This is a genomic window from Klebsiella sp. JB_Kp042 (assembly GCF_040065275.1).
Taxonomy (GTDB): domain Bacteria; phylum Pseudomonadota; class Gammaproteobacteria; order Enterobacterales; family Enterobacteriaceae; genus Klebsiella; species Klebsiella quasipneumoniae.
Map to the genome: position 1 here is coordinate 1 of NZ_JBEAJL010000114.1, position 20,999 is coordinate 20,999.

Below are 20,999 nucleotides of genomic sequence, written 5' to 3' on the forward strand. Positions count from 1 at the left end.
GGATGCGTGATCTGATCCTTCAACTCAGCAAAAGTTCGATTTATTCAACAAAGCCAGGCTTCCCTTGTAAATAGTTGTCGTGAGGCGTTTGATTTTTCTTATAGCAATAGCAACATTCTGATTGGGTTAATCAGATGTTTTTATGAGCGTTTGATGTTATTGACTATCTTTGCAGCCAGATTGATATGTATAAACTTGGAATTCGATATTGTGTTTCCTGTAATCAAGAGTTTCAAATTTTGGTCATGACAAAAACGACAACGGCCTCCAAGCTGGAGACCGGTCGAAGGAAAAAACTTAAGTTTAATTAACGGGGATAATGAGAAAACGATCGTCGATCATGCCCCATTTGTAGGATCTATAGTGCCAGCAGTGTTGAGGTTTTTCCAGGCAAATATTGAGGAGGGAAGTCGTTCCCTCCATTTGGCCTGAGGGGTCAGGGATGCGCGCGATTGGCGATATTATCCAGGATGCGTAGCGCATCCGCTGGCAGAACCAGCCCGGCGGCGGCAATATTTTCCGCCAGGTGCGTGCGGGATGAGGTGCCGGGGATCAGCAGAATATTGGGCGCGCGCTGGAGTAGCCAGGCGAGGGCGACCTGCATCGGCGTCGCCTCAAGCGAGGCCGCGACCTCGTTCAGCTCCTGCGCCTGCAGCGGGGTAAAACCGCCCAGCGGGAAGAAGGGGACCCAGGCGATGTGCTGGGCGGCCAGCGCATCCACCAGCGCGTCGTCGGCGCGATGGGCAATGTTATAGAGGTTTTGCACGCAGACGATAGGCGTCATTTTCTGCGCATCCGCCACCTGCTTTGCCGTCACGTTGCTAAGGCCAATATGGCGGATCAACCCTCGCGCCTTCAGCTCCAGCAGGGTGGCGAGCGGCGCCTCCAGCGACCCCTCCACCGGGCCGTGGGGGCTCAGCATACTGCGCAGGTTCACCACCTCCAGCACGTCGAGCCCCAGGTGACGCAAATTGTCCTCGACGGCCTGGGTCAGTTCAGCGGACGACATGGCCGGCAGCCAGTTGCCTTTCTCGTCACGGCGGGCGCTGACCTTGGTGACAATGCACAGATCGTCGAGGTAGGGGTGAAGCGCTTTGCGGATCAGCTGATTGGTCACATGGGGGCCATAGAAATCCGAAGTATCGATATGGTTTACCCCAGCTTCGACGGCGGCCTGCAGCACGCGCACCGCTTCTTCAGGATCTTTCGGCGGGCCGAAGACGCCGGGGCCGGCCAGCTGCATGGCCCCGTAACCCAACCGATAGACCTGGCGATCGCCGAGCGTGCCGCGACCGGATAAGGTGACACTGGACATAGGAACTCTCCTCACGGTGGCTAAGCCGTAAGTGTAATGCGCTCACAAGGAAGGGAAGGGCGAGAATGTTGTCAGAATGTGCGACAGCGGCTCAGGCAAGCCGCTGTCGCCGGAGGCGGTTTAGCCGAAGAACATCACGGAGACGCAGAGCAGGCCGACCACCAGAGTGATGGCGTTCCCCACCGAGCGATACGGCTTCAGCGCCGGGATAAGCCAGGTTGACAGCGTGGGCATGATAAACAGGATCATGGCGATAAGCGGTCCGCTGATGGCGTAGATCATCGAGATCGCATTCGGGTTGATAAAGCACACCGCAAAGGTGAAGGCGGAGACCAGCATGATCGACATCGCGCGGTTGAAGGCGCGGCTCTTGCGCACGCCCATCAGGCCCAGCGAGCTTTTGACGATTTCGCTGGCGCCTTCAATGACCCCGAAGTAGGTGCCGAGAAAGGATTTCGACATGGCGACCACGGCGACGATAATGCCGGTCACCGCCAGCCAGCCCGGCGCGCCCGGCACCATCGACAGGGCGGAGAGGATAGTCACCCCCTGATCGCGGGCGGTCTCAATATAGGTCGCCGGGATAGCCAGCAGGCAGCTGAAGACGAAAAACAGCACGCTGGCGCAGATGATGGTGTAGGCCACCTTCATGATTTTTTTGCATTTACCCATGGCCAGGTCGCCGTGTTTCTCCTGCTGGTCGATAGCAAAAGTCGAGATGATCGGCGTATGGCTAAAAGCGAAAACCATCACGGGTATGGAGATCCAGACCTGGTGGAGCGTCTGCGAGCTGAACTGCATCTGGCTGGTGAGATGTTCCGGATGCCAGTCGCGGATTAAATAGAGGGAGAGAAACAGAAAGCAGGCGATAAGCGGAAAGACCAGAAAGCCCATCACCTTGATGGTGATCTGCCGGCCCATGAGAAAGATCAGGTTAAGGACCAGCACCACGCCAAGACTCAGCAGCGCGCGTAGCGCAGGCGTCATCGGCGTGTGATGCGCCACCTGCTCGGCCAGCGAGTTGGTGATGGCCACGGCGTAGATCAGCACGACCACAAAGAAGGCGAGGAAATAGAGGCCGGTGATCAGGTTGCCAATTTTCTTACCATAGTAGTGATTGACTGCGCCGGTGATCCCGGTTCCCGGCGCGATATTGGCCGAGAGAATAAACTGGCTCAGCGCTTTGTGAGGCCAGTAGGTGAGCGGCCAGGCGACCAGCGCGGTGATGAAAAGGACGATGGCGCCAGCCGAACCCAGCTGGATCGGTAGAAATAGCGTCCCAGCGCCTACTGCAGTGCCATATAAGGCAAAACTCCATAGAGTTTCTTCTTTAGACCAAATTTTAGACATTATGCGACTTTATCAACCGTCAAACCAAAAAAAAGGAGTGCAATTTACCATATTTATGGTTCATCTGTTGCGATAGTTTTTGGTGATAAAGCCGCGGCGGATCGCGAAGGATCCGCCGCGGGGCTAGCCGCGTGCTGCCTGGCGCGGGCGGCGGTGACGGATCACGCGCTCGCGCAGGGTGTCCCAGACCCAGTTAAACGCCATGGTGTAGGGCAGGAAGAAGAGCATGAAGCCGATCTCCAGCATAAACGCCTGCAGTAGCGATACCCCCAGCACGATGGCCACCATGGTGACGCCGATGATAACAAAGCCGGTCTCGAAGCCGATCGCGTGCAGCGCCCGCACTTTCAGCCGACGGGGGACGCGGGAGACCGGCCACAGGCGATCGAAAGCCGCGTTATAAATGATGTTCCATACCATCGCCAGGGTGGCGAGCAGAATGCTCAGCCCGCCCATCTCCACCACCGAACGCTGCATTAGCCAGGCGGCGGTGGGGGCGAGGATCAGCGTCGCCAGTCCTTCGAAGGTGATGGCGTGGATAACGCGTTCGGTGAGCGTCTTGCGCTGATGTGGGGTCTGTTGCATGGCGAGCTACCTCCAGTTTTAGCCTGAACAGGAAATTACCCGGCAGTTTATGGAAAAATATGATAAACAAAAGATAGAAACCATCGATAAAGTAGATACATCATGCGTTATTCACCGGAAGCGTTAACCGCCTTTGTCGAGGCCGTTGACAGCGGGTCGTTCTCTGCCGCCGCCCGTCGCCTGCGGAAAAGCCAGTCGACGATCAGTACCGCTATCGCCAACCTGGAGGCTGACCTCGGGGTGACCCTCTTCGATCGGGCAACGCGGCAGCCGACGCTGACGCCGCAGGGGGAGCAGGTGCTGAGCTATGTCAAAGCGATCCTCGCCGCCAGCGAGCGGCTGGATGAGCTGGCGGTGTCGCTGTCCGGCGAGACGGAGCCGCGATTGACCTTTGTGCTCTCGGACACCCTGCACCCGGACGTGCTGGAAGATCTGCTGGTGCAGTTTGACCGCCGCTTCCCTCATACCGAGTTTGAGTGTTTGATTGGGGAAGATGAGGACGTGATCGATCTCCTGCAAAAATCCCGCGCCCAGGTGGGATTGATTGAGGCGAGAGAGCGCTACCCGACCGATATCGGCAGCACCCGCCTGCCGCTGCAGACGGCGATGGGCATTTACGTGGCGCCTGACCATCCGCTGGCGGCGCAGGGCAAGGTTGTCTGGTATGAGCTGCGCAGCTGGCGCGAGCTGCGTTTGAGCACCTTTCTGGCCAGCGCCACGGAGCCTGCCGCCGGGCAGGTCTGGTCGGCGCCAAACTACCTGCTGCTGCTCAGCATGGCGGTGCAGGGCTTCGGCTGGTGCATTCTGCCCTGCGCCCTGGTGGCGGAGTTTGCGCCGCAGGGCGGGCTGGTGGCGCTCGATATCCCCGGCTGGCCGCGGGCGATTTCGGTGGATCTGCTGTGGAATAAGAAAGCGCCGCCCGGGGCGGCGGGCAGCTGGCTGCGTCAGCATCTGCAGCGGCGTGAACGTTAACGAATGGCTAATTCTTTGTGATTGGCCTCACTTTTTTTAAACAATTACAAAGTTTTTTGATAACAATTATCTAGTATATCGCTGTTTCTTTGCGCAAAAGCACGGGCAGGGGTAGAGGATGAAGGATGTCGTGATCGTCGGGGCGCTGCGAACGCCGATTGGCTGCTTTCAGGGCGCGCTATCGCGCCATTCAGCCGTTGAGCTGGGTAGCGTGGTGGTGAAGGCGCTGGTGGAGAAGACGGGAATCGATCCGCAGAACGTGGATGAGGTGATCCTCGGCCAGGTGCTGACCGCGGGAACCGGGCAAAACCCGGCCCGTCAGTCCGCTATTCGCGGCGGGTTGCCCAACACTGTATCGGCTATCACCATTAACGACGTCTGCGGTTCCGGTCTGAAAGCCCTGCACCTCGCCACCCAGGCCATCCAGTGCGGGGAGGCGGACGTGGTGATCGCCGGCGGCCAGGAGAACATGAGCCGCGCTCCGCATGTCCTCACCGACAGCCGCACCGGCGCCCAACTGGGCAACAGCCAGCTGATTGACAGTCTGGTCCATGACGGCCTGTGGGACGCCTTCAACGATTATCATATGGGCGTCACGGCGGAAAACCTCGCCCGGGAATACGGCATCAGCCGCGAACTGCAGGACGCCTGGGCGCTCAGCTCGCAGCATAAGGCGCGCAAGGCGATTGATTCCGGACGCTTTCGCGATGAGATTGTCCCGGTCGTTACCGAGCATAACGGCGCGCCGCGCACCGTGGATACCGATGAACAACCGCGGGTGGATGCCAGCGCGGAAGGGTTGGCCAGCCTGCAGCCTGCCTTCGATCGTCTCGGATCGGTGACCGCCGGCAACGCATCCAGCATCAATGACGGCGCGGCGGCGGTGATGATGATGAGTGAGGCGAAAGCCGAGGAGCTGGGGCTGCCGATCCTCGCGCGGATCCGCGCCTTCGCCAGCGTCGGCGTCGATCCGGCGCTGATGGGCATCGCCCCGGTGCACGCCACCCGCCGCTGTCTGGAACGGGCCGGCTGGCGGCTGGACGACGTCGATCTGATCGAAGCCAATGAGGCCTTTGCCGCTCAGGCTATCTCTGTTGGCCGGGTACTGGAGTGGGATGAGCGACGGGTCAACGTCAACGGCGGCGCGATCGCCCTTGGCCACCCGATCGGCGCCTCCGGCTGCCGGATTCTGGTGTCGCTGGTGCATGAAATGATCAAGCGCGATGCGCGTAAAGGGCTGGCGACGCTGTGCATCGGCGGCGGTCAGGGCGTGGCGCTGGCGGTAGAGCGCGCGTAGCGCTGAATGTCGATTTCCATGGCCTCCTGCGGGAGGCCTTTTTTATGCGCCGCGCTTTGCTGACCCCCTCTTTTTTGCCGTATTTCCCTTCTCCCCATCGTCAATTTATTGAGCTCCGTCACGTCTTGTTGTGCCACCTTTTTTGAAACAAATAACTACGATCCTGGTCACTAAAACTGAGGTGCTTAAAAAATAAAATAACGTTTCATAAAAACGAAATGACATTTTATTTATTATAAGGGGTACCCTATGTTAAAACGATCTCTGGTTCTGGCCGCCCTCTGCGGTATGTCTTTTGCGGCAACTGCGGTCACGATAGATTTACGTCATGAATTTATTGATGGCGGCAAGAGCGATAAAAGCAATGCCGACCGCGTCTCGGTATCCCAGCGCTTCGCCAACGGGCTAGGCTTTACCGTGGAGGCCAAATGGCGTTCAGGCGGCGACAACGGTTCGCAACCCTATTCGGACGTGGTGGGCAACGGCCATGAAGACACCATCAGCTGGCGCTGGAAAGCGACGTCGAACCTTTTCCTCACCCCCGGGTTTACCATAGAGAGCAACGACAGCCGCTCCATTTACAAGCCGCATCTGCACGTACAGTACAGTTTCGACAATGGCTTCTATGTCGCCGCTCGCTATCGCTATGAGTACACCCGCTATCCGAACGATGCCGGTAAAGATGATGACAAGGTGAATCGCGGCGACGCGTGGGCCGGGTTTGCCCTCGGCGACTGGCGCACCGAGCTGAACTATGTCTATGCCCGCAGTTCGGAAGGGGTGAACCGCAACGACAACAAACCCTACTCACAGGAATATAACGTGAAGGTAGCCTATAAGCTGGATAACAACTGGTCGCCGTATGGTGAAATCGGCAACGTCGGCGTGAATGACCGCAGCGATCGCCAGACCCGTTTCCGCGTCGGGGTGGCCTACTCGTTCTGATTTCCGCCAGACCCTCATCGTCTCTTTTCCCCGGCGCCGTCAGCCGGGGTTTTTTATGCGCCAAAGCGAGGGAACAAAAAAAGCCCTCCGCGAAGGAGGGCAAGGCCAGTTACAGAAAAACGTTCGCCGGGCTCAGGCGCTCAGCATCGGCGGATGGTCAGGTAATTTCGCGATATAGATGGCCGGCTTGCCGTCTTTATCGGAGCTGAACAGAATGGCGCTGTCGTCCGGCGTAAACGAGGGGTGCGGGTGAGTCACCTGCCGGCTGTTGGCCACTGTCGCCCACGAGGTATCATGGCGCGCGACGCGGAAGTAGCGCTTCTCCGCCACGTTAAAGACGTAGAGATAAGGATCGTTATCAATCGAGTAGCCGCCGGTATCTTTGACATCGACCGGCGTGCCCGATCCATCGCCCACCAGCAGCGTGCCGTCGAAATTGCTCATCAGATGCGAGCAGGCGGGCATCGTCATCAGGGCCTCGTTGACGCCGCTTTCCGGATCAAAGCGATAGATCGTTCGCCCCTGCTGGCCTTTCAGATAGGAGACGTAGATCAGCGCTGAACCGTCCGGTACCCAGAATTCATGGGTGCAGCTTTCGCCCGGGGCATGCGCTTTGACTTTACGCACGTTGCTGCCATCTTCATTGACCAGCCACATGCGGGCGTCAACCAGATCGTGCGGCCCTTCATGGCAGAAGGCGACGGTATGGTCGTCGAAGGGACGATAGATCGGATGTCCCAGCCAGATTTTTTCCTCATGGATCACCTGGCTCTCTCCGCTGCGCAGGTCGACGCGCAGCAGGCGGCAGTGCGGTCCTTTGTGGAAAAAGTCATGAAAAATCTGCCAGTCGTTGAGCGGCGTCCAGTCGCTTTTCGCAATCTCAATGCCTACCAGTTTGCTGCAATCGCTGTTCGCCACCCAGGTGCCATAGCCGACCCACTCCTCGCTGACGCGGTAAACTTCACGCTCGGCGAGGGTGGTGAGGTTCACCTCCAGCAGGGTACGGTCATTTTTCACGTAATAGAGCGACTTATCGTCCGGGGAGAGGAAGCCGCCGAAGGTGTTATCCCCGGCGCCTTCCGTCAGCTGGACGGCTTCGGCGCTGGCGATATTCAGCAGATAGTAGTTCCAGTGGCCGTCAAACTCGCCGGCGAACAGTAAATGGCTGCCATCGTTAAAAAAGCACTTCTGATAGAAGTAGTTGCGATGACAGGTGACCTCCGGGGGGGTTAAGCGGGTGACTTCCGCCCCGGTATCCGGATCGCGGCTGACGTGATAGTTCAGTTTGACCCGCATGCCTTTAGCCATGTAGTGCTCCTTTCTTTCCTGCGATGCCGCTGGACCAGAGGCGTGTCGCTGAGTGATGTGTTTTAAAAGATGGGTGTTAATTTATCAAAACAACGTTTCATTATTTGTGATGTCTCACGCAGTTCAGCGCAATTCCCGCATCTTCCGCGGCATGCTGGCCCCACTTCGACCGTCTCTCCAGGCAACCGGTTGAATCCTCATCCCTTTAAAACCGCTTCCTGTTCGGCGCGCGTTGCCGCATCCGTTCGCTTTTTCTTTTTTTGTAATCGACGTCATAAAAAATGAAACGACGTTTTAAATATCATTGAAAATGACAGGGAGCGGGGCTAAGATGGCACCCATTAGTAAAACGGAACTCTGTTTTATTTTTATGATGGGCTATGCCCGTGAGTTCGCCCTACGCTCAGTCGCGCCGCCGGCGCGAGCCGGGCCGAGAGAACCTTGCCTGCATACTGCAGGCTCTGAACGACTAAGGAACACATTATGATTCTTGATGCATTCTCCCTGCAGGGAAAAGTGGCCGTCGTGAGCGGATGCGATACCGGTTTAGGTCAGGGGATGGCCCTCGGTCTGGCGGAAGCGGGCTGCGATATTGTCGGTATCAATATTGTCGAGCCGGTGGAAACCATCGAGCGGGTGACGGCGCTGGGACGCCGCTTTCTCAGCCTGACCGCCGACCTGCGCCAGATCGACGGTATCCCTCAGCTGCTGGAGCGGGCGGTGGCGGAGTTTGGCCATATTGATATTCTGGTCAACAATGCCGGCCTCATCCGCCGCGAGGACGCGCTGGCGTTCAGCGAAAAGGACTGGGACGACGTCATGAACCTCAACATCAAGAGCGTATTTTTCATGTCTCAGGCGGCGGCGAAGCACTTTATCGCCCAGGGCAGCGGCGGGAAGATCATTAACATCGCCTCGATGCTGTCGTTCCAGGGCGGGATCCGTGTGCCGTCGTATACCGCGTCCAAAAGCGCGGTGATGGGCGTCACCCGCCTGCTGGCCAACGAGTGGGCTAAACACCATATCAATGTCAACGCCATCGCCCCGGGGTATATGGCGACCAATAACACCCAGCAGCTCCGCGCCGACGAGCAGCGCAGTAGCGAAATCCTCGACCGCATTCCCGCCGGGCGCTGGGGCCTGCCGTCCGACCTGATGGGGCCGGTGGTCTTCCTCGCTTCCCCAGCCTCCGATTACATCAATGGCTACACGGTGGCGGTGGACGGCGGCTGGCTGGCGCGCTAACCGTCGGCGACGGCCGGCGCGACACTCATCGCCCCGGCCGTCTGAGCAATTATTGTCCATACCGTAAAATGAGGATCGTCCATATTCCAGAGTGCAGAATGAATGTTACCGCCCTGTATGAACAGGGTTATTAACTATGCGAAACGAATTTTTTGTTACTTTGAAAGTTTAATGTCCATCACAAAACCCATCTTGCCAGCAAAATAGTCCATATCTTTGGCGTATCCAGCCTGACAAACTCCTCCGCCAGTCACGTACTTTCGTCCTATGTCTTTCTCTGTGTGGCAGGAATAAAAATGACTTCAATCAGTAACGACTCTGCATTAACGCCGCGGGCGCAACGTGACACTCGGCGGATGAACTGGTTTGTTTCTATCGCCGCGGCGGTGGCGGGGTTGCTCTTTGGCCTGGATATCGGCGTGATATCCGGGGCGCTGCCCTTTATAACCGACCACTTCACCTTATCCAGCCAGCTTCAGGAGTGGGTGGTCAGCAGCATGATGCTGGGGGCGGCGATAGGCGCGCTGTTTAACGGCTGGCTGTCGTTCCGCCTTGGCCGCAAATACAGCCTGATGGCGGGGGCCGTGCTTTTTGTCGCCGGCTCTATCGGCTCCGCTTTTGCCGCCAGCGTGGAAGTGCTGCTGGTGGCCCGCGTGGTGTTAGGGGTGGCCGTTGGGATCGCCTCTTATACCGCGCCGCTGTACCTCTCCGAAATGGCCAGCGAGAACGTGCGCGGAAAAATGATCAGTATGTATCAGCTGATGGTGACCCTCGGCATTGTGCTGGCGTTTCTTTCCGATACCGCCTTTAGCTACAGCGGTAACTGGCGCGCCATGCTGGGCGTGCTGGCGCTGCCGGCGGTGATCCTGATCGTTCTGGTCGTCTTTCTGCCGAACAGCCCTCGCTGGCTGGCGGAGAAAGGGCGCCATATCGAAGCGGAAGAGGTGCTGCGGATGCTGCGCGATACCTCGGAGAAGGCGCGCGATGAGCTTAACGAGATCCGCGAAAGCCTGAAGCTGAAGCAGGGCGGTTGGGCGTTGTTCAAGGTCAATCGTAACGTGCGCCGGGCGGTGTTCCTTGGCATGCTGCTGCAGGCGATGCAGCAGTTCACCGGCATGAACATCATCATGTACTACGCCCCGCGTATTTTCAAAATGGCGGGCTTTACCACTACCGAACAGCAGATGATCGCCACCCTGGTGGTGGGCCTGACCTTTATGTTTGCCACCTTTATCGCGGTGTTCACGGTGGATAAAGCGGGCCGCAAGCCGGCGCTGAAAATCGGTTTCAGCGTGATGGCGCTGGGCACCCTGGTGCTCGGCTACTGCCTGATGCAGTTCGACAATGGCACCGCCTCCAGCGGCCTCTCCTGGCTTTCCGTCGGCATGACCATGATGTGTATTGCCGGGTATGCGATGAGCGCGGCGCCGGTGGTGTGGATCCTCTGCTCCGAGATCCAGCCGCTGAAATGCCGCGACTTCGGCATCACCTGCTCCACCACCACCAACTGGGTGTCGAACATGATCATCGGCGCCACCTTCCTGACGCTGCTTGACGCGATCGGCGCCGCCGGGACCTTCTGGCTCTACACGGTGCTCAACGTGGCCTTTATCGGCGTCACCTTCTGGCTGATCCCGGAGACCAAAAATGTCACCCTCGAGCACATTGAGCGCAACCTGATGGCGGGCGAGAAGCTGCGCAACATCGGTAACCGTTAATGTGAGGCGCGCGGCAGCCACGGGCTGGCGACCTTGCGCGTCTCCCGATGGTTGTCGCCGTGAATGATATGCAGGGCGCTCAGGCGCCCGATGTCGTAGTGCGGCAGCTGCACCGTGGAGAGCGGCGGCAGAAACAGATCGCCAATGCCCACCATATTGTCGTATCCCACCACCGCCACGTCCTGTGGAATGCGTAACCCCTGGCCCAGCAGCGTCTGATAGACCATAAAGGCGATGCGATCGTTGCCGCAAATCACCGAGTCAAAGCCGGGTTTACCCTCGCGGATATGCGCCATCACCACCCCCGGAATATCGTGGTAATGCTCATCGCCCTGGGCCATATACGAGTGGGTCAGGCTGTCCGGTTCGATGCCCGCCTCCCGGCAGGCGCGCTCCAGCCCCTGACGGCGGCGGATTGTCGCCAGCTGGCTGGCGGGTAAGTGCAGGCACAGCGGACGACGATAGCCAGCGGCAAGCAGGGCTTTTACCGCGTCGTACTGACCCTGTTCATCGTCCGGGATATAGCTGGCCACCGGCTGGCTGAGGCTTTCGCAGTTGGCCAGCACGCAGGGCAGGGTCAGCAGTTTGTCCGGCAGCGGCACCTGGCGCAGGCCCATGGTGGTAAAGATAATGCCGTCCGGACGGTGGGAGAGGAGCAGGTCGACCACCGCTTCCGGTCGATCGTCGGAAAACATGTTGACCACAAAGCTGTTCCAGCCGTGGGCGCGGGCGGTCTCTTCGATCGAGAGGGTGATCTCCACCGAAAAGGGGGTGGTGACGGTATCCAGCGCCAGCACGCCGATGGTGCTGGGGGTGGCCCGCGCCCCGCGGATCTTTTTCGCCGACAGGTCGGGGACATAGTTGGTTTCGGCGATGGCGGCCTGCACGCGGGCCAGCGTCTCCGGCTTGAGCCGCTCCGGGGTGTTCAGCGCCCGAGAGACGGTCATCAGAGATACATTCGCCAGTTTTGCTACATCTTTCAGGGACGCCATTTTTTCCTCCGCCATAGCTGCAGAGTACAGGCTATACAACTAAGTCGCTGATGTAAAAGCGTGAAACGATTTTATGCTAGCCTCGTCCTCCACGCTGCCGCGGTTAATATTTGATCGCGATCGCATCTTCATTATGTTAACGTTAACTTTTGTGATTAACATCATGTATCGCAGCGAATCCCCCTGCGCTTTGTTTTTTGTTAACGTTACCATAATTGCATTCCTCTAACACGAGAATGTCATGATGAAAGCGCATCACTCACACAGCTACCCGTTGCTCAGTGCCTTACTGTTTTTCTTTTTCGTGACCTGGTCGTCATCCGGCTCCTTGCTCTCCATCTGGCTGCACCAGGAGGTCGGGCTGAAGGCCGGCGATACCGGTATCATCTACGCCGTTCTGTCGGTTTCCGCGCTGTTTGCGCAAGTTTGCTATGGCTTTATCCAGGATAAGCTGGGGCTGCGTAAACATCTGCTCTGGTATATCACCGCGCTGCTGATCCTCTCCGGTCCGGCGTATCTGCTGTTCGGCCATCTGCTGAAAATTAACGTCCTGCTGGGCAGCATCTTCGGCGGGATCTACATCGGCTTGACCTTTAACGGCGGCATTGGCGTGCTGGAATCCTATACCGAGCGCGTGGCGCGCCAGAGCCAGTTTGAATTCGGCAGGGCGCGGATGTGGGGCTCGCTGGGCTGGGCGGTGGCCACCTTCTTCGCCGGTCTGCTGTTTAACATCAATCCGCAGCTTAACTTCCTCGTCGCCAGCTGTTCCGGACTGGTGTTTTTTATCCTGCTGGCGCGGCTGCGCGTCTCCTCGGCGCCGCATGCGATGCAGGAGGCGATTTCGGGCGGCAAGGTGACCCTGGAAGATGCGCTGCGCCTGCTGACGCTGCCGCGCTTCTGGGCGCTGGTCTTCTTCGTCATCGGCACCTGCATCTACGGCGTCTATGACCAGCAGTTCCCGGTCTATTTCTCATCGCAGTTCGCGACCCTGCAGGAAGGCAATGAGATGTATGGCTACCTCAACTCCTTCCAGGTGTTCCTCGAGGCGGCCGGCATGTTCTGCGCGCCGTGGCTGGTGAACCGCATCGGCGCCAAAAATGGTCTGATTTTCGCCGGCATGGTGATGGCGATGCGCATGGTGGCCTCCGGCCTGGTGGAGGGGCCGCTGCTGATCTCCATCACTAAACTGCTGCACGCGGTGGAGCTGCCGATACTGCTGGTGGCTATCTTTAAGTACAACAGCATCAACTTCGATAAACGCCTCTCCTCCACCCTCTATCTGGTGGGCTTCGCCTGCACCAGCTCGATTATCGCCAGCGTTTTGTCGCCGCTGGCGGGCTACAGCTATGAAAAATATGGCTTCGCTCAGTCCTATCTGATCATGGGCCTGCTGGTGTTCTGCACCACCTTTATTTCCATCTTCTTGTTGCGCTCCGGCAAATCCTCCGCCGATCCGCTGGTGTCGCAACCTACCGCTGTCTGAATCAAAAAGAGTGAAAATGATGACTTACACAATCTCCAGGGCTGAACAGGTACTCCAGACACAACGCCAGGCGCTCAATCTGCGCTGGTATCCGCACTATCACCTGGCGGCCCGCGCCGGGTGGATCAACGACCCAAACGGTCTGGTGTGGTTCGACGGCTGGTACCATGCCTTTTATCAACATCACCCGTACTCCACTCAGTGGGGGCCGATGCACTGGGGGCACGCGCGGAGTAAGGATCTGGTGCACTGGGAGCATCTGCCGGTGGCCCTGGCGCCGGAGGGGCCGGAGGATAAAGACGGCTGCTTCTCCGGCTCGGCGGTGGTCGATGGCGATACCCTGGCGCTGATTTACACCGGGCATAAATTCCACGGCGATCCGGGCGACGAAGCCAATCTGTATCAGGTTCAGTGTCTGGCCACCAGCCGGGACGGGATCCACTTCGAGCGCCAGGGGATGGTGGTCGACACCCCGCCGGGCATGCACCACTTCCGCGACCCGAAGGTCTGGCGGGAAGGAGACAGCTGGTACATGATCGTCGGCGCGCGCGAAGGCGATACCGGCCAGGTGCGGCTGTACCGCTCAGCCGATCTGCGCCAGTGGCAGGATGTGGGGGTGCTGGATGAAGCGGAAAGCGCCATGGGCTATATGTGGGAGTGCCCGGACTTCTTCACCCTCAACGGCAAACGCGTTCTGATGTTTTCCCCGCAGGGGATGCAGGCCGAGGGGTTCCGCAACCGCAACCTGTTCCAGAGCGGCTATCTGATCGGCGAGTGGCAGCCGGGGCAGCGATTCGTCCGCCACGGCGAGTTCAGAGAGATGGATCACGGCCACGATTTCTATGCGCCGCAAAGCTTCGCCACCCCCGATGGCCGGCGGATCGTGATTGGCTGGCTGGATATGTGGGAATCACCGCTGCCGGAGCAGCAGGACGGCTGGGCGGGCATGCTCTCCCTGCCGCGCGAGCTGAGCCTGAGCGCGGATAACCGCCTGCAGATGCGCCCGGCGAAAGAAGTGGAGAGTCTGCGCGGCGCCTGGTTCCCGTGGCCGGTAAGCACCCTGAACAATCAGCAGACCACGATGGTCGACAACTGCGAGGCGATGGAGGTGAACCTGCGCTGGAACTGCGCCCGCAGCAGCGCCGAGCAGTATGGTCTGCGCTTTGGCGATGGCCTGCGCCTCTACGTGGATGCCCAGCAGCAGCGTCTGGTGCTGGAGCGGCATTATCCGCAGCATGGCCTGTGCGGGACGCGCAGCGTGCCGTTGACCGCCGGGGCGGATCTCAATCTGCGGATATTTTTCGATAGCTCTTCGGTGGAGGTGTTTGTCAATGACGGCGAAGCCTGCCTGAGCAGCCGTATCTATCCGCAGGCTCCCCGCCGTGAATTAGCGTTATTTGCCTGGAGCGGCTCAGCGGCATTAACTGAAGCCGGAGCCTGGCAGCTCGAATAATAATAAGGCTGTTGTCGTTAATAACCCGTCTTTGACGATGGGCGGGTTATTATTGCCTGCATCGTCGTGCATTACCCATTAATAACAAATTGAGTTCATTTCATAATAAAAGGGTTTACCGATGAATAAAATCTGGGTCGGGTGTTTTCTCACGTCTCTCTCTCTGCCACAGGCGATGGCGCAGGCGCCGTTATCGCTGGAGGATCGGCTGGCGCAAATGGAGCAGCGGCTGAAGGCGACGGAGGCGCGCGCCGCCAGCGCAGAGGCGGAGATTAAGACGCTGAAAGGCCAGCAGCAGGCCACGACGGTCGCCCGCGCGGCGCCGGCTACGCCGCGCCTGCAGCTAAACGACAATGGCGAATTAAAATTTTATGGCGACGTCGAATTTAATCTTGATGGCGCCAGCCGCACCGGCAGCCTGACGTCGGTCAAAACCAGCGCGAATAAAAGCTGGGCGCCCGGTGATAAAGAGCGTTGGGATATTAATGGCCGTATTCTGCTGGGTTTCGATGGCAGACGTAATGGCGCCGACGGGAAATATGCCGGATTCAGCGTGCAGCCCCTGGCGGATATGGATGGCAAAATGAATCTCGATGATGCGGTATTTTTCTTTGGTCAGCAGGATGACTGGAAAATAAAAATAGGCCGCTTTGAAGCCTGGGATATGTTCCCCCTGAATCAGGATACCTTTATTGAATATTCAGGAAATACCGCCAACGACCTCTATTCCGACGGCTATGGCTATATTTACATGATGAAAGAGGGACGCGGGCGCAGCAGCAGCGGCGGCAACCTCCTGTTCAGCAAAACGGTGGATAACTGGTATTTCGAGGTTAACACCCTGGTGGAGGATGGCAGTTCGCTGTTTGTCGATCAGAACTATCACGGTAATGCGCTGGAAAACCGCAAAAACGTGGTGTACGTGCGGCCGGTGGCGGTGTGGCAGTCCGGCGCGTGGTCGGCGGCGGCGGCGATAGAGAGCAACCTCGTCAACAACGCCTACGGCTATCAGAACCAGGGCGGGCGCTGGGTCGACCAGTCAAACCGTACCGGCTACGGGATGACCATGAGCTGGAACACCCTGAAAAGCGATCCGCAGGACGGGGCGGTGGTCAATCTGAGTACCGCCCTGCTGGACGCGGCGGACGAAACCGACTTCAGCGCCGGGATCAACGCCCTGTGGCATCGCGTGGAGCTGGGCTATATCTACGCGCATAACAAAATCGACCAGTTCAACATGGCCGGGGTGAGCAGCGAGTGCGATGACGACTGCGCAATCCTCGCGCCGGGGCGCTATGACATCCACACCGTGCATACTTCCTGGCAGTTGCCGAATATTATGGCGATGCCGAACTTCAATATTTACCTTGGCGCCTACGCCTCGTGGCTCGATTCCACGGCAGCGAAGAGTGGGAATCCCGATGAACGCTACGGCGCCCGGGTGCGCTTTAAATATTTCTTCTGACAGGATACTCAGGCAGGCTCTCCCGCGGCGGACGCCGCGGGAGGTTTCCGACGGGCAGGTTAGCGCATCGCGCGGCGCAGAATGCGGTCGGTCTGGCGCTGGAAGTCCTCGGCCGCTTCTTCCACCGACTTTTTACCGTAGTCGATGTACTGCAGGGTAGTGCCGAACTGGGCGACGATCTGCGGGTCGTCGAAGTACGGCGAGACCGGCAGAGTGGTGGGCAGGGATTGCGCCAGCTTCAGACCGGACACCGCCGGATCGTCGGCTTTGATGATCCCGTCTTCGGTCAGGTAGGTGACCGCCGCTTTACTCAGCGGCACGCCGCGCTCCAGTCCGAGAATATCCACCCCTTCTTTACTGTTCAGCAGGAAGTTAATCACTTTCGCCGCCGCCTGCGGGTTTTTCGTCGATTTGCCAATCGACAGCATTTGCGCAGGCTTGAAGAACAGTCCGGCATCGGTGGCCCCGGGGAGCATCGGGTATTCCCCCAGCACCAGCTTCGCCGGCGGCTTCAGGTTGTCGGAATACTTGTTGATGGTGGAGTTCCACATGTAGGTCCCGCCCCATTCACCCTGGATCCACGGCTTCATCTCGTACATGTTGCTCTTGCCGAAGGAGGCATAGTAGCGGGTGTCCGGCATGACATGGCTGTCGATAAGCTTCTTATACATGCCGAAGAAGTCCGCCCACTGCGCTTTGCTGTAGGAGAATTTGCGTCCTTTCTCATCGATGGCCGGCTGGTTGTATTTTTGCACCATGTATGAGTTGAGCAGGGCCAGCACGTCCTGGTGCTCAAGCACCACCGGGTAGTACTGTTTCCCGAGTTTGCTTTCGAAAGTTTTCCCCGCCGCCAGCAGTTCGTCCCAGGTTTTCGGGAAGGGGATGCCCGCCTTTTTCCACGCTTCGTCGTTAAAGTAGAAGACCCGGGCGGTGACCGACACCGGGATGCCGTTGAGCTTGCCATTGACCGTGGTGGACTGCAGCTCTTTGGCGTCGAACTGGCTGAGATCGATCTCGTCTTTCAGAGTGTTGAGATCGTAAAAACCCTCGCCATTTTTCGAAAAAATCGGCAGCCAGTTCCAGTTGGTCTGCATCACGTCTGGCTCGGTGCCGCCGGCTATCTGGGTGGTCAGGCGCGAAAGATGGCCGTCCCAGCCGGTATATTCCGCTTTGACATTGATATCGGGATATTGCTGGTGAAAAGCCTCCAGCGCCTTGAGAGTCACCTGATGGCGGCCATTGCCCCCCCACCAGGACATACGCAGGTCGACATCCTGCGCCAGCGAGGAGAAGGCGCTAAGGCCCAGGGTGGCGGAGAGGGTGGCGCTTATCAGCACGTTTTTCATTGTTATGCTCCAGGGTTCACAGAGAGAGGTTCTGTTCGGTTTTGGCGTCAAAGATGTGACACTTGTTAAGATCAAAGGTGAAATAGACTTTTAGATTCAGTCCCTTAGCTATCATCGGCTTCGCATCGTCCGACGGCACGCGAGCGGTCAGCTCGTAACCCGCGACCTGCAGATAGACAAAGAACTCATGGCCCATGTTTTCCACCCGCACCATCTCGCCCATGCAGCCGCCTTCGGCGAACGGCGCGTCGGAGAGCGACACGAATTCCGGGCGGACCCCGTAGAACACCTCCTGATGCTGATACGCGCCGACTTTCTCCGCCAGACGGTCGTTCAACGGCAGGCGCTGGTCGCCAAGGGTCAGGCACAGGCGGCCGTCGTATTCAACCAGCTGGCTGGGGCGAATATTCATCTCCGGCGCGCCGATGAAGCCGGCGACAAACATATTTTTCGGCTGGTGGTAGAGGTTGTCAGGGGTATCGACCTGCATAATGTGGCCGAGCTTCATCACGCAGATGCGGTCGCCCATGGTCATCGCTTCCGTCTGATCGTGGGTAACGTAGACGGTGGTCGCCGGTTTACCGGATTTTTTCAACTGCTTATGCAGATCGGAAATGCGGATGCGCATCGAGGCGCGCAGCTTGGCGTCAAGGTTGGAGAGCGGTTCGTCGAACAGGAAGACGTCCGGTTTTTTGACGATCGCCCGGCCCACCGCCACGCGCTGCGCCTGGCCGCCGGAGAGCTGGCGCGGCAGACGTTCCAGCAGCTCCTCCAGTTCAAGAATTTTCGCCGCTTCCTCCACCTGCCGATCAATCTGCGCCTTGGGCAGCTTGCTCAGCTTCAGGCCGAAGGCGAGGTTTTCCCTTACCGTCATATGCGGATAGAGGGCGTAGTTCTGGAACACCATCGCGATACCACGGGATTTAGGCGCCAGGTTGTTGACGATCTTATCGCCGATCCGCACCTCGCCGCCGCTGATGGTCTCCAGACCCGCCAGCATGCGAAGGGTGGTCGATTTGGCGCAGCCGGAAGGGCCGACGATCACCATAAATTCGCCATCGGCAATCTTCAGGTCGATACCATGCACCGCTTTAAAACCGTTTGAGTAAACTTTTTCCAGTTTGTTGAAAATCACTTCAGCCATGATATTTCCCTCTTAACCTTTGATTCCGCTGCTGGTCACGCCCTGCACGAAGTAGCGTTGAGCCAGGAAGAAGACGATGATGGACGGCAGAATGGAGATGCTCGCCATTGCCAGAATTTCGTTCCACGGCGCGCCTTCCGTGACGTCGATAGACATTTTTAGCGCCAGAGCGATGGGATACTTATCGACGCTGTAGACGTAGATCAGCGGACCGATAAAGTCGTTCATCGACCACATGAACTGGAACAGCGCCACCGAGATAATGGCCGGCTTGAGGATCGGCACTACCACATACCACAGCACCTGGATGGAGTTGCAGCCGTCGATCTGCGCCGCCTCTTCCATATCTCGCGGGACGCCGCGCAGAAACTGGATCAGCATGAAGACAAAGAATCCCTGGGTGGCGAAGGCTAGCGGCAGATACAGCGGCAGATAGCTGTTCAGCATCCCCATTTCACGGAACATCAGGTACTGCGGGATCAGCAGGACGGTGCTCGGCAGCAGCATGGTGGTGATGAGCGTCGCGAACCAGAACTTCTTCCACGGGATCTCAAAGCGTGCGAAGCCGTACGCCACAATGGTGGAGGAGATGATCGTTAACACGACCTTCGGGATCACATACTTAAAGGTGTTCAGCATATAGTGGCCGAAATGGTATTCGGTGCCGGTCTTCCAGCCGTTGATGAACCCGTCCCAGGTGGCGTGAGTCGGCCACAGCCCGAGGGTGGTGAAGATCTCATGGTTCGGCTTGAACGAGGCGGAGAACATCCACGCCAGCGGGTAGAGCATCAGCAGGCCGACGAACACCAGCACGACGTAGCGCACCACCCGGCTCACCTTTTCCCGGCGCAGCGTACGGGCGACCTCACGATCGGCGTCGCTCATCACCGGCGCCATCTGTTGAATATCAGCCATTTTTGCCTCCCTTATCGGCGGAATAGAAGACCCAGTATTTCGATGACTTAAAGGCTATCGACGCAAAGACCGCCACGACGAGGAACAGCACCCACGCCAGCGCGGCGCCATAGCCCATGTCGAAGTACTTAAAGGCGGTATCGTAGATGTAGAGCGAGAACAGGTAGGTGTAATAGGTCGGGCCGCCGCCGGTTATCACGTACGGGCCGGTAAACTCCTGGAACGCCTGGGTGGTCTGCATAATAAAGTTGAAGAAAATCACCGGGGTGATCAGCGGCACGGTGACCTTCATAAACATCTGCCACTTCGAGGCGCCGTCGATCATCGCCGCCTCATACTGCGACTGCGGGACGTTCTGCAGCGCGGCGAGGAAGATGACCATCGCGGAACCAAACTGCCAGACGCGCAGCAGGGTGACCGACATCAGCGCCAGCGAGGGTTCCCCCAGCCAGTTGATGGCATCGATGCCAAAGACGGCGAGAAAACTGTTCAGCAGGCCGTCAATGGCGAACAGGGCGCGCCACAGCACGGCAATCGCCACCGAGCTGCCAAGGATCGACGGGATATAGTAGGCGGTGCGGAAAAAGCCGATACCGCGCAGTTTGAAATTGAGCACAAAGGCAATGCCGAGGGCGAAAGCCAGTTTTAAGGGGATGGTTAAAAAGACGTAGGCAAAGGTCACCCCCATCGATTTCCAGAACAGGCTATCCTCGGTCAACATATAGCGATAGTTTTCAATGCCGTTAAATACCGGCGGACTCATCAAGTCGTACTCAGTAAAACTGAGAAAGAAAGATGAAACAAAAGGAAAAGCGGTAAAGACAATCAGCCCGATGATATAGGGCGATATCCATGCCAATCCCAGCAGCTTGTTTTCATTCATACATACCTACCTGGCTTACGAGTTGTAATACGGATCCGGTGACGCGGCGCTGTCGGCCTTTGGCCGCGAACCACGCAAAAAAGTCTGAACGCTTCCTCTGGTTAACATATCCTTGTTAATGAATGGGTTAGGTTTTAAGTGGCCCAGCATGGAGGGGCCGTCAGGCTCTTTTTATATGCTGATCTGTTTTTTATAAAACACCGTTTTAATTTCATTCTATTGCGATTTATTTCCGCGTCATGCAGATCTGGATGGAAATGTGATCAAAGTCGAAACGATGTTTCAAAAAGGTGAGGTGGTAAGCATTTTAGGCGTTTGTGAGGGGCTGAAAAGTATGAAATATCAGCGTAAGCGAGGCGGGGAATATTATTATCAGGATAATGATTTTGCTGGTATATTTTATTCGAAGGTACAGATAGATAACCGGGGGCGGCAAGCGCCCCCCGACATGGATTAACCCTGGAGGAAATCTTCGCGGATGGGGGTAAAGGTATCGAGCAGCGTGCCGGGCTGCAGACAGACGCAGCCGGGCTTTGTTGAATAAATCAGATTTCGGGTAAGTCTCCCCCGTAGCGGGTTGTGT

The 20,999-nt window shown here is 57.8% G+C and carries 19 protein-coding genes and 1 pseudogene; 10 read left to right on the forward strand and 10 right to left on the reverse strand.

The window, feature by feature from the left end; genetic code table 11:
* Nucleotides 1–436: 436 nt before the first annotated feature.
* From ABLV54_RS23920 to ABLV54_RS23930, 3 genes are all read right to left on the reverse strand, one after another.
* On the reverse strand, nucleotides 437–1,315 hold the full coding sequence (locus ABLV54_RS23920; protein ID WP_348814242.1) for an aldo/keto reductase family oxidoreductase: 879 nt from the start codon (nucleotides 1,313–1,315) through the stop codon (nucleotides 437–439).
* A 120-nt stretch (nucleotides 1,316–1,435) separates the two neighbouring features.
* A complete protein-coding gene (locus tag ABLV54_RS23925; protein WP_023290924.1) occupies nucleotides 1,436–2,665 on the reverse strand; it encodes an amino acid permease in 1,230 nt (409 codons plus the stop codon).
* 123 nt (nucleotides 2,666–2,788) lie between these two features.
* Nucleotides 2,789–3,250, reverse strand: a complete 462-nt coding sequence (locus tag ABLV54_RS23930) for a multidrug/biocide efflux PACE transporter (protein ID WP_017899256.1) — start codon at nucleotides 3,248–3,250, stop codon at nucleotides 2,789–2,791.
* A 102-nt stretch (nucleotides 3,251–3,352) separates the two neighbouring features.
* On the opposite strand from ABLV54_RS23930, the gene ABLV54_RS23935 reads away from it, so the two are divergent.
* From ABLV54_RS23935 to ompK26, 3 genes are all read left to right on the forward strand, one after another.
* The gene (locus ABLV54_RS23935) at nucleotides 3,353–4,222 is read left to right on the forward strand and encodes a LysR family transcriptional regulator (protein WP_072421849.1); all 870 of its coding nucleotides are present in this window, start codon (nucleotides 3,353–3,355) and stop codon (nucleotides 4,220–4,222) included.
* A 118-nt stretch (nucleotides 4,223–4,340) separates the two neighbouring features.
* Nucleotides 4,341–5,519, forward strand: coding sequence for an acetyl-CoA C-acetyltransferase (locus ABLV54_RS23940; RefSeq protein WP_072421848.1), 1,179 nt, complete (start codon nucleotides 4,341–4,343; stop codon nucleotides 5,517–5,519).
* Between the two features lie 249 nt (nucleotides 5,520–5,768).
* Nucleotides 5,769–6,464, forward strand: coding sequence for a KdgM family porin OmpK26 (gene ompK26 / locus ABLV54_RS23945; protein WP_101881279.1), 696 nt, complete (start codon nucleotides 5,769–5,771; stop codon nucleotides 6,462–6,464).
* A gap of 132 nt (nucleotides 6,465–6,596) precedes the next feature.
* Here ompK26 and ABLV54_RS23950 read toward each other — a convergent pair whose 3' ends face one another.
* Nucleotides 6,597–7,772, reverse strand: coding sequence for an oligogalacturonate lyase family protein (locus ABLV54_RS23950; RefSeq protein ID WP_032453989.1), 1,176 nt, complete (start codon nucleotides 7,770–7,772; stop codon nucleotides 6,597–6,599).
* 483 nt (nucleotides 7,773–8,255) lie between these two features.
* On the opposite strand from ABLV54_RS23950, the gene kduD reads away from it, so the two are divergent.
* Together kduD and ABLV54_RS23960 are read left to right on the forward strand one after the other, a co-directional pair.
* The gene (kduD, locus tag ABLV54_RS23955; protein ID WP_023290920.1) at nucleotides 8,256–9,017 is read left to right on the forward strand and encodes a 2-dehydro-3-deoxy-D-gluconate 5-dehydrogenase KduD; all 762 of its coding nucleotides are present in this window, start codon (nucleotides 8,256–8,258) and stop codon (nucleotides 9,015–9,017) included.
* 296 nt (nucleotides 9,018–9,313) lie between these two features.
* Nucleotides 9,314–10,735, forward strand: coding sequence for a sugar porter family MFS transporter (locus ABLV54_RS23960; protein WP_004205402.1), 1,422 nt, complete (start codon nucleotides 9,314–9,316; stop codon nucleotides 10,733–10,735).
* Here ABLV54_RS23960 and ABLV54_RS23965 read toward each other — a convergent pair.
* Nucleotides 10,732–11,727: a LacI family DNA-binding transcriptional regulator gene (locus tag ABLV54_RS23965; protein ID WP_032453988.1), complete on the reverse strand. Its 996-nt coding sequence runs from the start codon at nucleotides 11,725–11,727 to the stop codon at nucleotides 10,732–10,734. The two genes, ABLV54_RS23960 and ABLV54_RS23965, sit on opposite strands and share 4 nt — an antisense overlap.
* A 94-nt stretch (nucleotides 11,728–11,821) precedes the next feature.
* Here ABLV54_RS23965 and ABLV54_RS23970 point away from each other — a divergent pair, with 94 nt between their 5' ends.
* The 4 genes from ABLV54_RS23970 to ABLV54_RS23985 all read left to right on the forward strand — a co-directional run bounded on the left by ABLV54_RS23970 (nucleotide 11,822) and on the right by ABLV54_RS23985 (nucleotide 16,128).
* Complete coding sequence (locus ABLV54_RS23970; protein ID WP_032429210.1) at nucleotides 11,822–11,956, forward strand: hypothetical protein; 135 nt, start codon at nucleotides 11,822–11,824, stop codon at nucleotides 11,954–11,956.
* Between the two features lie 12 nt (nucleotides 11,957–11,968).
* Complete coding sequence (locus ABLV54_RS23975; protein WP_101881278.1) at nucleotides 11,969–13,210, forward strand: MFS transporter; 1,242 nt, start codon at nucleotides 11,969–11,971, stop codon at nucleotides 13,208–13,210.
* Between the two features lie 19 nt (nucleotides 13,211–13,229).
* On the forward strand, nucleotides 13,230–14,663 hold the full coding sequence (locus ABLV54_RS23980) for a glycoside hydrolase family 32 protein (protein ID WP_032429209.1): 1,434 nt from the start codon (nucleotides 13,230–13,232) through the stop codon (nucleotides 14,661–14,663).
* A gap of 121 nt (nucleotides 14,664–14,784) precedes the next feature.
* A complete protein-coding gene (locus ABLV54_RS23985) occupies nucleotides 14,785–16,128 on the forward strand; it encodes a carbohydrate porin (protein ID WP_023290915.1) in 1,344 nt (447 codons plus the stop codon).
* A 59-nt stretch (nucleotides 16,129–16,187) separates the two neighbouring features.
* On the opposite strand, the gene ABLV54_RS23990 is transcribed toward ABLV54_RS23985, so the two are convergent.
* From ABLV54_RS23990 to ABLV54_RS24005, 4 genes are read right to left on the reverse strand one after another with little or no spacing between them, the layout of a single operon-like run.
* The gene (locus ABLV54_RS23990) at nucleotides 16,188–17,474 is read right to left on the reverse strand and encodes an ABC transporter substrate-binding protein (RefSeq protein ID WP_032453986.1); all 1,287 of its coding nucleotides are present in this window, start codon (nucleotides 17,472–17,474) and stop codon (nucleotides 16,188–16,190) included.
* Nucleotides 17,475–17,490: 16 nt separating this feature from the next.
* Nucleotides 17,491–18,618: an ABC transporter ATP-binding protein gene (locus ABLV54_RS23995; protein WP_248860967.1), complete on the reverse strand. Its 1,128-nt coding sequence runs from the start codon at nucleotides 18,616–18,618 to the stop codon at nucleotides 17,491–17,493.
* A gap of 12 nt (nucleotides 18,619–18,630) precedes the next feature.
* On the reverse strand, nucleotides 18,631–19,533 hold the full coding sequence (locus ABLV54_RS24000) for a carbohydrate ABC transporter permease (protein WP_025711283.1): 903 nt from the start codon (nucleotides 19,531–19,533) through the stop codon (nucleotides 18,631–18,633).
* Complete coding sequence (locus tag ABLV54_RS24005; RefSeq protein ID WP_002915995.1) at nucleotides 19,526–20,416, reverse strand: sugar ABC transporter permease; 891 nt, start codon at nucleotides 20,414–20,416, stop codon at nucleotides 19,526–19,528. Before ABLV54_RS24005 ends, ABLV54_RS24000 begins: the two co-directional genes overlap by 8 nt.
* Before the next feature lie 259 nt (nucleotides 20,417–20,675).
* On the opposite strand from ABLV54_RS24005, the gene ABLV54_RS24010 reads away from it, so the two are divergent.
* Nucleotides 20,676–20,873: a hypothetical protein gene (locus ABLV54_RS24010; RefSeq protein WP_101881275.1), complete on the forward strand. Its 198-nt coding sequence runs from the start codon at nucleotides 20,676–20,678 to the stop codon at nucleotides 20,871–20,873.
* Here the strand turns inward: ABLV54_RS24010 and ABLV54_RS24015 are convergent.
* A pseudogene (locus ABLV54_RS24015) lies at nucleotides 20,870–20,999 on the reverse strand (hypothetical protein); the annotation flags it as partial. The gene ABLV54_RS24010 and the pseudogene ABLV54_RS24015 sit on opposite strands and share 4 nt — an antisense overlap.

Coding starts and splice junctions, on each gene's coding strand:
- ABLV54_RS23920 (WP_348814242.1), bottom strand. CDS start 1,315: ATGTCCAGTGTCACCTTATCCGGTCGCGGCACGCTCGGCGATCGCCAG.
- ABLV54_RS23965 (WP_032453988.1), bottom strand. CDS start 11,727: ATGGCGTCCCTGAAAGATGTAGCAAAACTGGCGAATGTATCTCTGATG.
- ABLV54_RS23975 (WP_101881278.1), top strand. CDS start 11,969: ATGATGAAAGCGCATCACTCACACAGCTACCCGTTGCTCAGTGCCTTA.
- ABLV54_RS23985 (WP_023290915.1), top strand. CDS start 14,785: ATGAATAAAATCTGGGTCGGGTGTTTTCTCACGTCTCTCTCTCTGCCA.
- ABLV54_RS23980 (WP_032429209.1), top strand. CDS start 13,230: ATGACTTACACAATCTCCAGGGCTGAACAGGTACTCCAGACACAACGC.
- ABLV54_RS23990 (WP_032453986.1), bottom strand. CDS start 17,474: ATGAAAAACGTGCTGATAAGCGCCACCCTCTCCGCCACCCTGGGCCTT.
- ABLV54_RS23935 (WP_072421849.1), top strand. CDS start 3,353: ATGCGTTATTCACCGGAAGCGTTAACCGCCTTTGTCGAGGCCGTTGAC.
- ABLV54_RS23940 (WP_072421848.1), top strand. CDS start 4,341: ATGAAGGATGTCGTGATCGTCGGGGCGCTGCGAACGCCGATTGGCTGC.
- ABLV54_RS23925 (WP_023290924.1), bottom strand. CDS start 2,665: ATGTCTAAAATTTGGTCTAAAGAAGAAACTCTATGGAGTTTTGCCTTA.
- ABLV54_RS24000 (WP_025711283.1), bottom strand. CDS start 19,533: ATGGCTGATATTCAACAGATGGCGCCGGTGATGAGCGACGCCGATCGT.
- ABLV54_RS23995 (WP_248860967.1), bottom strand. CDS start 18,618: ATGGCTGAAGTGATTTTCAACAAACTGGAAAAAGTTTACTCAAACGGT.
- kduD (WP_023290920.1), top strand. CDS start 8,256: ATGATTCTTGATGCATTCTCCCTGCAGGGAAAAGTGGCCGTCGTGAGC.
- ABLV54_RS23930 (WP_017899256.1), bottom strand. CDS start 3,250: ATGCAACAGACCCCACATCAGCGCAAGACGCTCACCGAACGCGTTATC.
- ABLV54_RS23960 (WP_004205402.1), top strand. CDS start 9,314: ATGACTTCAATCAGTAACGACTCTGCATTAACGCCGCGGGCGCAACGT.
- ompK26 (WP_101881279.1), top strand. CDS start 5,769: ATGTTAAAACGATCTCTGGTTCTGGCCGCCCTCTGCGGTATGTCTTTT.
- ABLV54_RS24005 (WP_002915995.1), bottom strand. CDS start 20,416: ATGAATGAAAACAAGCTGCTGGGATTGGCATGGATATCGCCCTATATC.
- ABLV54_RS23950 (WP_032453989.1), bottom strand. CDS start 7,772: ATGGCTAAAGGCATGCGGGTCAAACTGAACTATCACGTCAGCCGCGAT.